Annotated in this window: 13 protein-coding genes; 5 read left to right on the forward strand and 8 right to left on the reverse strand. The window is 68.6% G+C overall.

The features are described 5' to 3' along the window. Positions 1 to 122 precede the first annotated feature (122 nt). Together purM and purN are read left to right on the forward strand one after the other, a co-directional pair. Positions 123 to 1,190 (forward strand): phosphoribosylformylglycinamidine cyclo-ligase, encoded by a 1,068-nt coding sequence (gene purM / locus UAJ10_RS26595; RefSeq protein WP_322919057.1) that lies wholly within the window; start codon positions 123 to 125, stop codon positions 1,188 to 1,190. Continuing rightward, positions 1,178 to 1,855 carry a phosphoribosylglycinamide formyltransferase gene (gene purN / locus UAJ10_RS26600; protein ID WP_322918360.1) on the forward strand — a complete coding sequence of 226 codons (678 nt, stop codon included), beginning with the start codon at positions 1,178 to 1,180 and terminating at the stop codon, positions 1,853 to 1,855. Before purM ends, purN begins: the two co-directional genes overlap by 13 nt. Here the strand turns inward: purN and UAJ10_RS26605 are convergent. Continuing rightward, positions 1,852 to 2,334 carry a MarR family winged helix-turn-helix transcriptional regulator gene (locus tag UAJ10_RS26605; RefSeq protein ID WP_322918361.1) on the reverse strand — a complete coding sequence of 161 codons (483 nt, stop codon included), beginning with the start codon at positions 2,332 to 2,334 and terminating at the stop codon, positions 1,852 to 1,854. The genes purN and UAJ10_RS26605 overlap by 4 nt on opposite strands. Positions 2,335 to 2,455: 121 nt before the next feature. On the opposite strand from UAJ10_RS26605, the gene UAJ10_RS26610 reads away from it, so the two are divergent. Then, entirely contained in the window at positions 2,456 to 3,964 is a 1,509-nt protein-coding gene (locus UAJ10_RS26610; protein WP_322918363.1) for an FAD-dependent oxidoreductase, read from the forward strand. 101 nt (positions 3,965 to 4,065) lie between these two features. Further along, entirely contained in the window at positions 4,066 to 4,293 is a 228-nt protein-coding gene (locus UAJ10_RS26615; protein WP_004272315.1) for a hypothetical protein, read from the forward strand. A 30-nt stretch (positions 4,294 to 4,323) separates the two neighbouring features. Here UAJ10_RS26615 and UAJ10_RS26620 read toward each other — a convergent pair whose 3' ends face one another. Beyond that, a complete protein-coding gene (locus tag UAJ10_RS26620; protein ID WP_322918364.1) occupies positions 4,324 to 5,247 on the reverse strand; it encodes a LysR family transcriptional regulator in 924 nt (307 codons plus the stop codon). A gap of 217 nt (positions 5,248 to 5,464) precedes the next feature. On the opposite strand from UAJ10_RS26620, the gene UAJ10_RS26625 reads away from it, so the two are divergent. Then, on the forward strand, positions 5,465 to 7,900 hold the full coding sequence (locus UAJ10_RS26625) for a tetratricopeptide repeat protein (RefSeq protein ID WP_322918365.1): 2,436 nt from the start codon (positions 5,465 to 5,467) through the stop codon (positions 7,898 to 7,900). A gap of 4 nt (positions 7,901 to 7,904) precedes the next feature. On the opposite strand, the gene UAJ10_RS26630 is transcribed toward UAJ10_RS26625, so the two are convergent. The 6 genes from UAJ10_RS26630 to preA form a co-directional block, all read right to left on the reverse strand. Continuing rightward, positions 7,905 to 8,249, reverse strand: a complete 345-nt coding sequence (locus UAJ10_RS26630; RefSeq protein WP_463667869.1) for a tRNA-binding protein — start codon at positions 8,247 to 8,249, stop codon at positions 7,905 to 7,907. Positions 8,250 to 8,373: 124 nt separating this feature from the next. Then, positions 8,374 to 9,834 (reverse strand): NCS1 family nucleobase:cation symporter-1, encoded by a 1,461-nt coding sequence (locus UAJ10_RS26635; RefSeq protein ID WP_322918367.1) that lies wholly within the window; start codon positions 9,832 to 9,834, stop codon positions 8,374 to 8,376. 92 nt (positions 9,835 to 9,926) lie between these two features. Further along, positions 9,927 to 11,387, reverse strand: coding sequence for a dihydropyrimidinase (hydA, locus tag UAJ10_RS26640; RefSeq protein WP_322918368.1), 1,461 nt, complete (start codon positions 11,385 to 11,387; stop codon positions 9,927 to 9,929). A gap of 159 nt (positions 11,388 to 11,546) precedes the next feature. Next, complete coding sequence (locus tag UAJ10_RS26645; protein WP_322918369.1) at positions 11,547 to 12,239, reverse strand: TetR/AcrR family transcriptional regulator; 693 nt, start codon at positions 12,237 to 12,239, stop codon at positions 11,547 to 11,549. A gap of 40 nt (positions 12,240 to 12,279) precedes the next feature. Continuing rightward, positions 12,280 to 13,536 (reverse strand): Zn-dependent hydrolase, encoded by a 1,257-nt coding sequence (locus UAJ10_RS26650; protein ID WP_322918370.1) that lies wholly within the window; start codon positions 13,534 to 13,536, stop codon positions 12,280 to 12,282. 29 nt (positions 13,537 to 13,565) lie between these two features. Then, a complete protein-coding gene (preA, locus tag UAJ10_RS26655; RefSeq protein WP_322918372.1) occupies positions 13,566 to 14,852 on the reverse strand; it encodes an NAD-dependent dihydropyrimidine dehydrogenase subunit PreA in 1,287 nt (428 codons plus the stop codon). Between the last annotated feature and the right edge of the window lie 16 nt (positions 14,853 to 14,868).

Here is a 14,868-nt window from a genome sequence, read left to right on the forward strand (position 1 = left end):
TCGGCCCCGAAACCCGGGCGGGTCATGGAACCGTCTTAAACGGACGGTCGCGGGCGGCGGCCTTTGAGAGCAGCCGGCCCCTGACGGACGCCCCTTCTTAGCCCAGGCCCTGCGAGGACGCCATAAGCACCTATTCGTACAAGGACGCCGGTGTCGACATCGACGCGGGCAACGCCCTGGTCGAGGCCATCAAGCCCCTGGCCAAGTCCACCGCGCGCACCGGGTCCGACGCCGGCCTGGGCGGCTTCGGCGCCCTGTTCGACCTGCGCGCCGCCGGCTTCACCGACCCCTTGCTGGTGTCGACCACCGACGGCGTGGGCACCAAGCTGAAGGTCGCCATCGACGCCAAGCGCCATGACACGGTCGGCATCGACCTGGTCGCCATGTGCGTCAACGACCTGGTGGTGCAGGGGGCGGAGCCCTTGCTGTTTCTGGATTATTTCGCGACCGGAAAGTTGGACGTGGCCGCCGGCCGCGCCATCGTCGCCGGCATCGCCGAGGGCTGCCGACAGGCGGGCTGCGCCCTGGTGGGCGGTGAGACGGCCGAGATGCCGGGCATGTACGCCGATGGCGACTATGACCTGGCCGGCTTCTCCGTGGGTGCCGTGGAACGCAGCCAGGTGCTGACCGGCGCCGGTGTCGCCGCCGGCGACGTGGTGCTGGGCCTGGCGTCCAGCGGCGTCCATTCCAACGGCTATTCGCTGGTGCGCAAGCTGGTGTCCGTCTCCGGTCTGACCTATGAGGACGAGGCCCCCTTCGCCCCCGGCAAGACCCTGGGCGAGGCGCTGCTGACCCCCACCCGGATTTATGTGAAGAGCACGCTGGCCGCGGTGCGCGCCGGCCTGGTGAAGGCCATGGCCCACATCACCGGCGGCGGCCTGATCGAGAACATTCCGCGCGTGCTGCCCGACGGCCTGGGCGTCACCCTGGACGCCACGTCCTGGACCCTGCCGCCGGTGTTCCGCTGGATGGCCGGCGTGGGCAACATCGCCGACCTGGAACTGGCCCGCACTTTCAACTGCGGCATCGGCATGGCCGTGGTGGTGCCCGCCGACAAGGCGGATGAAGCGATATCCGTGCTGACCCAGGGCGGCGAGACCGTCACCCGCATCGGCCAGGTGGTGCCGGTGGCGGCGGACGCCGCCCACCGTGTCACCGTGACGGGCACGGACCGGGCATGGCACGCCTGAGGGGTGGGGAGGCGCCCGGCAGGCTGAAGCTGGGCGTCCTCATTTCCGGGCGGGGCAGCAACCTGCAGGCTCTGCTGAACGCCGCCGCCGCTCCGGACTTTCCGGCCACGGTGGCCCTGGTCTTGTCCAACAAGGCGGACGCCGCGGGCCTGGAGCGGGCGCGCGGCGCCGGCATCCCGGCCCTGGCCCTGCCACACAAGGACTTTGCCGACAAACCGGCGTTCGAGCAGGCCATGACCCGCGCGCTGGAGGATGCCGGCGTGCAGCTGGTCTGCCTGGCCGGCTTCATGCGCCTGCTGTCGCCCTGGTTCGTGGACCATTGGCGCGACCGGCTGATCAACATCCACCCGTCGCTGCTGCCCGCCTTTCCCGGCATCGACACGCACCAGCGGGCGCTGGACGCCGGCGTGCGCTTCCACGGCTGCACGGTGCACTATGTGCGCAGTGAGGTCGACAGCGGCCCCATCGTGGCCCAGGCCGCCGTGCCGGTGCGGGCCGACGACACCGCCGACACCCTGTCCACCCGCGTGCTGACGGCGGAGCATGAGCTCTACCCCCTGGCCGTGCGCCTCATCGCCGAGGGCCGGGTGACGGTGGCGGGCAACCGCGCCGTGCTGACCACTCCCCTGCCCATCCCCGCCACCGCGATGAATCCCGCGCTTTAAGGCGTCCCGGTGTGCCCATTCCCGCCGGAATGGGTGCCGCCGGCGTCCACCCACGCCTTGGCTTGGTCCGCCAGGCGGCGCAGCAGGCGGGCCAGGGTGGCCTTGTCCTCTTCCGTCCAGTCGGCCAGCACCGCCGCATACATGCGGCTGCGCGCCCGGCCTATGGCGTCGACCATGGCCTGGCCGTTCGGTGTCACCACGGCCTCGCGCACCCGCGCATCGGTGGCGCCGGCCCGCCGTTCAACCAGGCCCAGGCTTTCCAGTTTCGCCACCTGCCGGCTGACCGTGGAATGGTCGCGGCCCGCCAGTTCCGCCAGTTCCACCACGCCAATGGGCCCCCGCAGGCCGATGCGCACCAGCAGGGGGAACAGCGCCCGGTCCAGCGACACCCCGGCCAGGTTCAGCAGGTATTGGTCCGGCTGGGGACGGTTCACCACCCCCACCAGATCCATCAGCGCTTCATGCAGCTCGTTTCTCATCTGTGCATTATGCACATTTTCCTTGGCAGGCGTCCAGGGCGGCGATATATGTGCATTATACACGGGCATTGCGGCCCGCCACACCCATATCCGTGCATCATGCACATAATTGGAGAATTCCATGACTCGTTTCGATACCGATGTCCTGATCGTGGGCGCGGGCGCCGCCGGCCTCACCCTGGCGCTGGATCTGGCCCGCCGGGGCATCGACTTCCGCCTGGTGGAGAAGAACGCCGGCCCCTTCCCCGGCTCACGCGGCAAGGGCCTGCAACCCCGCAGCCTGGAGGTGTTCGAGGATCTGGGCGTGCTGGCCGACCTGCAGGCCGTGGGCGGCCCCTACCCCACAGTGCTGACTTATCAGGACGGCCAGGTAGTGCGCACCCAGTTGCACGAGGTGCAGGCGCCCACACCGGCGGAGCCCTACGGCAACCCGCTGATGGTGCCGCAATTCCGGACGGAGGCGATCTTGCGCCGCCGCTTGGGGACCTTCGGTCACGCCCCCGCCTTCGCCACGGAGCTGACGGGCTTCGATCAGGACGCCCAGGGCGTCACCGCCCGGCTGCGCACCGCTGATGGCGAGGTCACCCTGCGCGCCCGTTACCTGGTCGGCACCGATGGCGGCCGCAGCTTCGTCCGCCATGCGCTGGGCATCGGCTTCCCGGGGGAGACGCTGCCCTTCCGCGCCGTCATCGGCGACATGCCCATAGCCGGGCTGGCCTTCGACGCCTGGCACCGCTGGTACGCCCCGGACGCCCAGTTGGCGTTGTGCCCCCTGGCCGGCACCGACCTGTTCCAGGTGGTGGCCCAGGTGCCGGATGAGGTGACACCCACCCGGGAGCTGGTCAGCGCCATCGTGCGGGAACGCACCGGCCGCGACGACCTGACCGTGGGGGAACCCACCTGGCTGTCCACCCTGCGTGTCAACCTGCGCCTGGCCGACCGCTATCGCGTGGGCCGCGTGTTCATCGCCGGCGACGCCGCCCATGTGCACCCGCCCACCGGCGGCCAGGGCCTGAACACCAGCGTGCAGGACGCCTATAACCTGGGCTGGAAGCTGGCCGCCGCGCTGCGGGGGGCGCCGGACGGCCTGCTGGACACTTATGAGGCGGAGCGCCGGCCCGTCGCCGCCCACGTGCTGGGCCTCAGCGGCCGGCTGCTGGGGCAAATGGGCACGACGGAGGGGATGCGCCGGGGACGGGAGACGCGCGAGCTGGACCTGAGCTATCGCGACGGCCCGCTGGCCACCGAAGCCCGGACCGATCCGGGGCGGGCCAATCCCGGGCGGGTGGTGGCCGGCGATCGCGCGCCGGACGCGCCCTGCCAGACGGCGGCGGGCACCCCCACCCGGCTTTTCGATGTCTACCGGGGACCGCACTTCACCCTGCTGGGCTATGGCGTGGGCCAGGACCCGGCGGACGGCGGCTGGCCAGGGGACGTCAGGGTGCTCACCGTGGCGCCGCAAGGCAGCGCGCAGTCGGCCGACCTGACGGATGACGCCGGGCACGTGGCCCAGGCCTATGACCTCACCCCCCGCACATGGGTGCTGGTGCGGCCGGACGGCTACATCGCCGCCACCGCCCCGAACGCGGGCGCCATCCGCGACTGGCTGCGGGCCACAACCCAGGCGTGACCCGAACCGTTCGGCGAACAACGCGGCCCCTTGCCAGGGGCCCGCGTTTGCGCATAAACCTTGGGAAACGGGTTTCGTCTCGGGATAAGGGAGGGCAAGATATGGCCGGTGCTCACAGCGGTGCGGTCGCGGTCAGCGATGCGGTGGTCAAGGAACACGCCGACGGCTGGCATTCGTTCACCCGCTTCGTGAAGGCGGGCATCATCTCCGTCGTCCTGCTGCTGCTGATGTTCTTGGCACACTTCGCCCTGGGCTGGGGCTTCTCCATGTTCCTGATGATCGTCGGCGACATCATCCTGGTCCTGGCCCTGTTGCTGGGCAAGGTCTAGCCTTTTCCCTTGATCTGTCAGGATGGGCCGTCAGGCCGCCTTAACCATCGGCGTCTTCCGCAACTCGTGCATCACGAAGTCGCGGAAGGCGCCGATGCGTTTTGAGCCGCGCAACGCCACGGCATAGACCAGGTAGGCGTCCAGGCGCGGCGCCGGCAATGCCGGTAAAATCCGGATCAGTCCCTGTTCCTGGGCCTTGGCGCCTTCGGCGAAGAAGCAGGGCAGCGTACCGATGCCCAGGCCGCTGCGGATGGCGAGGTGTACCGCCTGCGCGTCGTCCACCGCCAGGGCCGGCTGGCGCGGCCCCTGCTCCCCCGCCCCCGCATGCAGCAGCCAGTTTCCCTCCGCCGCCAGGGCGGAGCCGGGGGCCGTCAGGCTGTCGCGATAGGCGATCAGGCGGTGGCCGTCCAAATCCTCCGACCGCTGCGGCAGGCCATGGGCCCGGATGTAATCCGCCGTGGCGTACGCCTGGATGTGGGTGGTGAACAACGGCCGCTGAATCAGGTCCAGCTGGCTGGGCGCGCCCATGCGGATGGCGACGTCGGCCTGGCGCAGCGCCAGGTTGGCATTGCCCTCATCCAGCTGCAGCACCACGCGCACGTCCGCGTGCCGATCCTGGAAGGCCTTCAGGCGGGGCGCCAGCCACTGGGCGAAGGCCGCCGTGGTGCTGATCCGCAGGGTGCCGCCCGCCTGTTCCAGGCTGTCGCTCACCCGCGCCTCCGCCATCGCCAGGCGGTCGATGACGTCGCGGGCGGTCTGGTACAGCACCTCCCCCTGCTCGGTCAGCACCAGGCCGCGGGCATGGCGGTGGAACAGGCGCGCCTTCAGTTGCTGTTCCAGACTGCTGATCTGCCGGCTGATGGCCGACTGGCTGAGGGCCAGAACCGCGCCGGCATGGGTGAAGCTGCCGGCCTCCGCCACCGTGTGGAATACCCGAACCCGGTCCCAATCCATCGCACCGCCTCCTTGACGCGTGGTTCCGGCACCGCTCTTTGCCAGGGCGCCGTTCGATGGGGGCAGTGTCGGACCAGGGGCGCCCGTGTCGCCATCATATCTGGGTATAGGGGGGCGATCCTTGCGGGTGTAAGGCTGCCGGGCGGGGATACGCGGGCCATTGTGTCCGCGCGCCGCTTCGACATATGTGTAAACCAAATGACCTCAAGGCCTGAAGATGTCGAAACACCTGGACGCGGCGATTCAGTTCCATCAGGCCGGCCGCCTGGCCGAGGCCGAACAGCAGTATCGCCGCGCGATTGAGACCGGCGACAAGGGGTTTGCCCGCAACCTGCTGGGGGTGCTGTGCGCCCAGACGGGCCGCGTGACGGAAGGCATCACCCTGATCCGCCAGGCTATCGCCCTTAACAAACGGGTCCCGGAATTCCATTCCAACTTGGCCGTGGTGCTGCTGGAGGCGGGGGAAGCCCAGGATGCGGCCGCCGCCTGCCGACAAGCCCTGCAATTGAACCCCAACCTGGCCGACGCTCAGATCAACCTGGGCGCCGCCCTGTTGCGGCTGGGCCAACACCAGGACGCGATACCTCCCCTGCGACGGGGCGCCAAGGCCAGCCCCGGCAACGTCGAGGCGCACCGCAATCTGGGCCTCGCCCTGCTCGGCACCGGCCAGCCGGCCGAAGCAGCGGACAGTTTCCGCGCCGGCATCGCCCTGGCCGCCACCCACGCCGGTTGCTGGAGTGGCCTGATCGCGGCACTGGAGCAGTCCCAATCCCCCGACCTGGGGCAAGCGCTGGAGGAGGCCGTGGCCCGCTGCCCGGGCGACCTCCGTCTCAGGATCAAGCTGACGGCGCACCGGCTGGCGGCGGGGGACCTGGCCTCCGCCGAGGCCCTGGCCCGGCAGACGGCGACAGGCGCCCCAGCGGTCTTGGACGCGACGCTCATGCTGGCCAATGTCCTGACCGCCCAGGGCCGCAAGGCCGAGGCCCACCGGGTGCTGGGGGATTGGCTGGACCGGAGCGATGCGCCTCCGCAAGCCCTGACCACCCTGGCGGACGCCTTCATGGGGCTGGGCGACGATGCCCTGGCGGAACAGCTTTTCCACCGGGCCATGGCGCTGGAGGCGGGCACCAGCCAGGCCACGCTGGGGCTGGGCTTGCTGATGCGCCGCCTTGACCGTGGCCAGGAGGCGCTCGCCCTGCTGGACCGGTGCGCCCGTGATCTGCCGGACTCCGCCCTGGCGCAGGCCGCCTATGGTGACCTGTTGCTGGCCATGGGCCGGCCCGCCGCCGCCCTGATCTATGCCCGGCGCGCGCAGGCGCTGACGCCCGACGACCCCGACGTCCTGTTGACGCTGGGCAACGCCCTGCGTGACCTGGGCGAGATCGACGCGGCGCTGGCGGCGTTGGCGCATGCCGTGGCCGTGGCGCCAGAGCGGGCGGACATCCATTCCAACCTCGTCTTCACCCGTCTTTACCATCCTGCCGTCACCCTGGCCCAGGTCAAGGCGGAGCATATCGCCTGGGCGGACCAGCATGCGCAGCCGGTACCCCCGCCTCCGCCGGCCCACATTCCGACCGAGACAGGTTCCACCCCCTGGCGGGTCGGTCTGGTCTCCGGCGACTTTCGCAACCATCCGGTCGGCTATTTCATCGTGCGGGCGTTGGAAGCGCTGGCCGCACGGGGCGTGACGCTTGTCGCCTACGCCAACCAGCGGGTGGAGGACGAGATCACGCGCCGGGTACAGGCCGTTTGCACCTGGCGTCCCATCCAGAACGTGGATGCGTGGACGGTGGCGCAACAGGTGCGGGACGACGGGATTGACCTGTTGATAGACCTGACGGGTCACATCGCCGGCAATCGGCTGGATGTGTTCGCCCTGCGTCCCGCCCCCCGGCAGGCGACCTGGGCAGGGTATATGGCGACAACGGGACTGCCCCAGATGGATATGATCATCGTCGATCCCCATCACATCCCAGCCGGCGCCGAGGGCTTCTACACGGAGCGGGTGGTGCGCATGCCGCACAGCTTCCTCTGCTACGACCCCCCCGCCTTTTTTCCCGCGGTGACGCCCCCGCCGGCCCTGCGCAACGGCCACGTAACCTTCGGCTGCTTCAACATCGCGGCGAAGATCAATGCCGGCGTCATCGCCTGCTGGTCGCGCGTCATGAACCGGGTACCGACATCCCGGCTGCTGATGAAGACGCGCGGCATGGATGAGGCCCCGCTGCAGGCCCGCATCCTGGCCCAGTTCCAGGAGGGCGGCATCGATGCCGCCCGCATCGACTTCATCGGCGCCACCTCGCCGGCGGAGCATGTCGCCTGCAAGGAGCGCGTCGACATCGCGCTGGATCCCTTCCCTTACGCCGGCAGCACCACCACGTTGGAATCCTTGTGGATGGGCCTGCCCGTGGTGACGCTGACGGGACAGACCTTTTCAGGCCGCCACTCCACCTGCTTTCTCAGCGTGTTGGGCCTGACCTCGCTGATGGCGACCACCGTTGAGGAATATGTGGACGTCGCCGTCCGGCTGGCCACCAGCCCGGAAGAGGTCGCGGATCTGCGCCAGCGCCTGCGCCCGGCCATGGCCGCCTCCCCCCTTTGCGACGCCGGGGCCTTCGCCGACGACTTCATCCGGCTGCTGCGGCCGGCCTGAGTCGTCAGTACACCGTCTCCCCGGGCGGCACGGCCGACCAGGGGGTCAGCACGATGACATTGCCCTCGGCATTCCGAGCCCCCAGGATCAGGACCTCCGACATGAAGCCGGCGATGTTGCGCGGCGGGAAATTGCAGACGCAGATGACCTGGGCGCCCACCAGATCATCGGGGGCGTAGTGCGTGATCTGGGCGCTGGACCATTTGACGCCCAGCTCGCCCAGGTCCACCGCCACCTTGTAGGACGGGTTGCGCGCCTTGGGGAAAGGCTGGACCTCCACCACCCGGCCCACCCGGATGTCCAGGTTCAGGAAATTCGCCACCTCCGCCTGTGGCTTCAAGGGCGCCACCGCCATCATCCCTCCGTCTTGTCTGGGTCCCAAGGATGGCCACGATTATGGCAGGGGTGGTTGCGGCCGTCTTGGCCCAGGCTATCGTATCCTGGGCCTGGCCTCCACTTGGTCACAAGGCGGATTAGGCAGGCCGGCGCATCAACGTGGCGTACAGGATGGTGGAAATGAACAGGCCGGTGAACCAGGCGTAGCTGTAGATGGCCTGGAAGAAGGCCGGCACGCCGGCGAAGGCCGCCGGGAAGGCGGCGTGCAGGAAGCCCGGGATGTTGGGCAACACGGCCAGGACGAAGGCCGCCAGGGCCGTCAGGTTCCAGCCGCCGCTGTAGGCGTAGGGTCCATTTAGGTCGAACAGGCCTTCCAGGCTCAGGCGCGCCCGCCGCACCAGCCAATAGTCGGCCAGCATGATGCCCAGCAGCGGCCCCAGCAGGGCGCCGTAGCCCAGCAGCCAGGTGAAGATGTACCCCTCGGTGCTCTCGATCAGCTTCCACGGCATCATGATGACGCCGATGGCGGCGGTGATGTAGCCGCCGCGGCTGAAGTTCACCGCCCGGGGGAAGATGGCGGCGAAGTCATAGGCCGGGCCCACGGTGTTGGCCGCCAGGTTCACGCACAGCGTGTCGATGACGATGATGGCGAGGCCGATGGCCACGGCGATGCCCTCCATCCGGCCCGCCAGGTCCACCGGATCCCAGATAGCCTTGCCATAGACCGTGATGGTCGCGGAGGTGACGGCCACGCTGATGAAGGCCAGGCCCGCCATGGGCAGCGGCAGGCCCAACGCCTGGCCCTGGTACTGGTCCTTCTGGCTGCGGGCGAAGCGGGTGAAATCGGGAATGTTGATGGCCAGGGTGGACCAGTACCCCACCATGGCCGTCAGGCCCGGCAGGAAGGCCGCCCAGAACCCGCCCTCCTTGGCGCCGCCAGGGCCGAACTGCGACGGGGCCGACAGCAGGCTGCCGAAGCCGCCGGCCTTGTCATAGGCCCACCACAGCAGCGCCAGGATGATGAGGATCTTCAGGGGCGCCGTCACCGTCTCCACCCAGCGGATGGATTCCGGCCCCTTGGCGATGAAATAGAGATGCAGGGCCCAGAACAGGAAGAAGCACGCCAGTTGGCCGGCGTTGATGCCGACCCAGCCCAGCTTGGCCCCGTCCAGCGCGCCCGCCGTCAGGATGTTGCCGATGGCGTAGATGGCGCTGCCGCCCACCCAGCATTGGATGCCGAACCAGCCGCAGGCGATCAGCGCACGCAGCAGGGCCGGCAGCTTGTTGCCCCGCACGCCGAAGGCGGAGCGGGCGATGACTGCGAAGGGCACGCCGTACTTGGCGCCGGAGTGGCCCACCAGCAGCATGGGCGCCAGAACGATCAGGTTGCCCAGCAGCACCGTGCCGACGGCCTGCCATGCCGACATGCCCTGCTCGATCAGGCCCGACGCCAGCATGTAGGAGGGGATGCACATGACCATGCCCACCCACAGCGCCGCGAAATGCACCCAGCGCCAGGTGCGATGCCCCGCATCCACCGGCGCCAGATCCGCGTTCCAGATTTCGGAGGTCGTGTCGACCCCGTGCCCCGTGCCCATATGTGCCCCCAGTCCAACCTTATGGTTGCTTATACCTGCGGCAATCCCAACCCTGTTCTCATTTTCTTATTTTTTGGGAAATTTTGGCGCGCTCAGCCCCGGTCGACACCCGTGGGCTTCAGCGCCGCCTTCCGCTTGGCGGCGGCGTCGAAGCCGGGGGCGAAGGCCGGGCGGTTGATGTGGCGGCCGGCGCCCCGCACGGCGCGCAGGTCACCATCCTGCCAGGCCACGCGGCCGGCGGTCAGGGTGACACGCGGCAGGCCCTTCACCTCCATGCCCTCGAAGATGTTGTAGTCCACGTTCTGGTGGTGGGTCTTGGCGGAGATGGTCTTGGTCGCGGCCGGGTCCCACACCACCAGGTCGGCGTCGGCACCGATGGCGACCGAGCCCTTGCGCGGGTAGATGTTGAAGATCTGGGCGGCGTTGGCCGACGTGACCTTGACGAACTCGTTCATGGTCAAGCGGCCGCTGTTCACCCCGTGGTGCCACAGCACGGCCATGCGGTCCTCCACCCCGCCCGTCCCGTTGGGGATGCGGGTGAAATCGTTGCGGCCGGCGGCCTTCTGCGGGGCGCAGAAGCAGCAATGGTCGGTGGCGGTGGTGTGCAGGGTGCCCGATTGCAGGCCATGCCACAGGGCGGCCTGATGCTCCTTGGGGCGGAAGGGCGGGCTCATGACATGGGCGGCGGCCACCTCGAAATCGGGATGGCGGTAGACGCTGTCGTCCACCAGCAGGTGGCCGGCCAGCACCTCGCCATAGACGCGATGACCATCCATGCGGCCGCGCGCGATAGCCTCCAACGCCTCGCGGCAGCTGACGTGCACGATGTACAGCGGCACGCCCAGCACCTTGGCGATCTGGATGGCGCGGTTGGCCGCCTCCCCCTCCACCGCCGTGGGGCGGGATAGGGGATGGGCCTCGGGACCGGTCAGGCCCTGGGCCAGCAACTGCTTCTGCAGCTGGAACACCAGCTCGCCATTCTCGGCGTGGACGGTGGGCATGGCACCCAGTTCCAGGGCGCGGGTGAAACTGTTCACCAGCACCTCGTCATCGCACATGATGGCGTTCTTGTAGGCCATGAAGTGCTTGAAGCTGTTCACGCCGTGGTCGCGCACCAGAGTGCCCATGTCGGCGTGGACGCTGTCATCCCACCAGGTGATGGCGACGTGGAAGGAATAGTCGGCCGCCGCCTTTTCCGCCCAGCCGCGCCAGGTGCGGTAGGCTTCCATCACGTTCTGCCTGGGGTTGGGGATGACGAAATCGATGATCATGGTGGTGCCGCCGGCCAGGCCCGCCGCCGTGCCGGTGTAGAAATCGTCGCTGGCCACCGTGCCCATGAAGGGCAGCTGCATGTGGGTGTGCGGGTCGATGCCGCCCGGCATGACGTAGCAGCCGCCGGCGTCCACCACCGTCGCGCCCGACGGCGCCACCAGATCCGGGCCCACCGCCCGGATCACCCCATCCTCGGCATAGACGTCGGCGCGGAAGGTCTGGTCGGCGGTGACCACGGTGCCGCCCCGGATCAGGGTGCGGGCGGAGGGGGTGGTGGTCATGGGAAGTCTCCTGTTAAATAGCCCTCAAACGCCGGGCGCCGCCATCCGGCGGCTTGGCTTCCTCACGTTTCAGTCCGCTTTCGCTTCCCGAAACGCTCCGGCGGCCCCGGTCGGGGCCTACAACGGCATGAGACCAAGGTCCCATGCCGTTGCTACGATTTAGGGCGAGGGCAGCGACAAGCCCGCGCCCCGCAGGATGAAGCGCACGACCTCCACCGTGATGGTGTCGAAGTCGCGGCGGGTCAGCTTCTTGCGGCCCAGCACGGCGCGCACCTGGGCGTCGAAGTCGGCGTAATGCTGCGTCACCGCCCAGATGAAGAAGAAGAAGTGCTTGGTATCCACCGGGGCCATGCGACCCTCGGCGATCCAGCCATCCAGCACGGCGGACTTCTCATCCACCAGCTTCTTCAGGTCGGACGTCAGGAAACCCTCGATCTCGGCGGCGCCATGGATGATCTCGCTGGCGAAGACCTTGGACACCACCGGGCGGTCGCGCGTGGCCCGCATCTTGGCGCGGATATAGCCCGCCAGCGCCTGGGCCGGGTCGCTGTCCGGCGTGACATGGGCCAGCGGGTCCAACCACTGCTTCAGGATGTCGGCCAGCACGGCGCGGTACAGGTCGCGCTTGGTGCTGAAATAATAATGCACGTTGGCCTTGGGCAGGCCGGCGCGCAGGGCGATGGCCGCCGTGGTGGCGCCGCCGTAGCCTTGCTCGGCGAATACCTGCTCCGCCGCCGTCAGGATGCGCCGCAGGTTCTCACGCCGGATCCCACCCTCGGGCGCCGCGGCCGGCGCGTCCGCCCGTACCGTCTTCTGGTCCTTCTTGGACGCTCCGCCAACACCCTGCGCCATCTGTACTCCCAACCCCTCGACCCATTGCCTGGAAAGCGGGTCAGGTGGCGTCGGCCTTCGCCACCACGGCCCGCAACAGAACATTGCATCCGGCCTCACACCATTCAGGATGCGCGTGTTCAATCTCGTTATGGCTGATGCCGTCCACACAAGGAATGAAGATCATCGATGTCGGGGTTACACGGGCCAGGTAGCAGGCGTCGTGCCCCGCCCCGGACACCATGTCGCGGTTGCTGTAGCCCAATTCCGCCACGGCGCCGCGCACGGCATCGACGCAACCCGCGTCGAACTTCACCGGGGCATAGTACCAAATCTGCTCGAATTCCGTTTCCAGGCCGATTTCCTGGGCGACTCGTGTAACGGCGTTACGCAGCTTGGCGTCCATCTCCGCCAGCACGGCGTCGTCCGGGTGGCGGAAGTCGACGGTGAAGAACACCCGGCCGGGGATGACGTTGCGGGAATTGGGGTGGATCTGCATCAGGCCCACGGTGGCGCAGGCCAGGGGGGCGTGTTCCAGGCCGATGCGGTTCACCGCGTCCACCATGCGCGCGGCGCCCAGCAGGGCGTCGCGCCGGCGGCTCATGGGCGTGGGACCGGCGTGGGCCTCCTGCCCGGTGAAGGTGATCTCATACCAGCGCTGGCCCTGGCAGTCGGTGACCACGCCGATGGTCTTGTCCTCCGCCTCCAGGATGGGGCCCTGCTCGATATGGGCCTCGAAATAAGCGCCAAGCTCCCGGCCGCGGATGGGGGCGTCGCCAGCGTAGCCGATACGCGCCAGCTCCTCCCCCATGGTTTTGCCGTCCAGGTCCTTGCGCGACAGGCCATACTCCAGGTCGAAGGCGCCGGCGAACACACCCGACGCCACCATGGCCGGCGCGAAGCGGGACCCTTCCTCATTGGTCCAGGCCACCACCTCGATGGGCGCCTCGGTCTGATAGTTCAGGTCGTTCAGGGTGCGCACCACCTCCAGCCCCGCCAGCACGCCATAGACGCCGTCGAACTTGCCACCCGTGGGCTGGCTGTCCAGATGGCTGCCCATCAGGATGGGCGGCAGCGCGTTGTTGCGGCCGGGGCGGCGGGCGAAGATGTTGCCGATGGCGTCCACCGTGATGGTGCAGCCGGCGTCCTGGCACCATTTCACGAACAGGTCGCGGCTCTGCTTGTCGAGGTCCGTCAGGGCCAGCCGGCAGACGCCGCCCTTGGGCGTGGCGCCGATCTGGGCCATCTCCATCAGGCTGTCCCACAGCCGGCTGCCGTTGATGGCGACGTTCGTGCCGAACTTGGCCTCAGTGCTCATGACTCACACGCTCCTTATTCGGCGGCCCCTTACTCGGCGGCCTTGGGCGGCTGGACGCGGGCGGGGTTCTGCGGATGCTCCGGCCAGGTCAGGTAGGGCCGGCCCGTCTCCTGCTCATGCATGGTGATGCAGTCCGGCACCGGACAGACATGGGCGCACAGGTTGCAGCCCACGCACTCCTCATCCACCACCTCGAACAGGCGCTTGCCCTCGGCCGGAATGATGCGGATGGCCTGGTGCGAGGTGTCCTCGCAGGCGATGTGGCAGCGGCCGCAGTCGATGCACAAATCCTTGTCGATCTTCGCCTTGGTGACGAAGTTCATGTTCAGGTCGTTCCAGTTGACGACATTGGGCACGGCGCGCCCTTGGAAATCGGCCAGGCTGCGATAGCCCTTCTCATCCATCCAGGCCGACAGGCCGTCGATCATGTCCTCGACGATGCGGAAGCCATAGGTCATGGCGGCGGTGCAGACCTGGACGGAGCCGCAGCCCAAGGCCAGGAACTCCGCCGCGTCGCGCCAGGTGCCGATGCCGCCGATGCCGGAGATGGGCAGGCCCCGCGTGTCCGGGTTGCGCGCGATCTCCGCCACCATGTTCAGCGCGATGGGCTTCACCGCCGGGCCGCAATAGCCGCCGTGCGTGCCCTTGCCCCCCACGGTGGGGGTGGGCGCCATGGCGTCGAGGTCGATCGAGGCGATGGAGTTGATGGTGTTGATCAGCGATACGGCGTCGGCACCGCCGCGCTTGGCCGCTTCCGCCGACCACAGCACGTTGGTGATGTTGGGCGTCAGCTTCACGATCACCGGCAGGCGGGTGGCATTCTTCACCCAGCGGGTCACCTGCTCCACCATTTCCGGCACCTGGCCGATGGCGGAGCCCATGCCGCGCTCGCACATGCCATGGGGGCAGCCGAAGTTCAGCTCCAGCCCGTCGGCCCCGGTGGGCTCGATCCGCCGGGCCAGGCCAGCCCACGCCTCCTCGGTCATCACCGCCATGAGGGAAACGACGACGGCGCGGTCGGGCCAGGCCTTCTTCACCGCCGCGATCTCCCGCAGGTTGACCTCCAGCGGCCGGTCGGTGATCAGCTCGATGTTGTTGAAGCCGATCATGGCGCGGTTGCTGTCCAGCAGCGCGCCGTAGCGGCTGCTGACGTTGACCACGGGCGGATCCTCGCCCAGGGTTTTCCACACCACGCCACCCCAACCGGCCTTGAAGGCCCGGACGATGTTATATTCCTTGTCCGTGGGCGGGGCGGAAGCCAGCCAGAACGGGTTGGGCGATTTGATGCCGGCGATGGTGCCGCGAAGATCGGCCATGGGTCGTCCCTCCCTG

Source organism: Nitrospirillum guaranorum, assembly GCF_034653275.1.
Classification (GTDB): domain Bacteria; phylum Pseudomonadota; class Alphaproteobacteria; order Azospirillales; family Azospirillaceae; genus Nitrospirillum.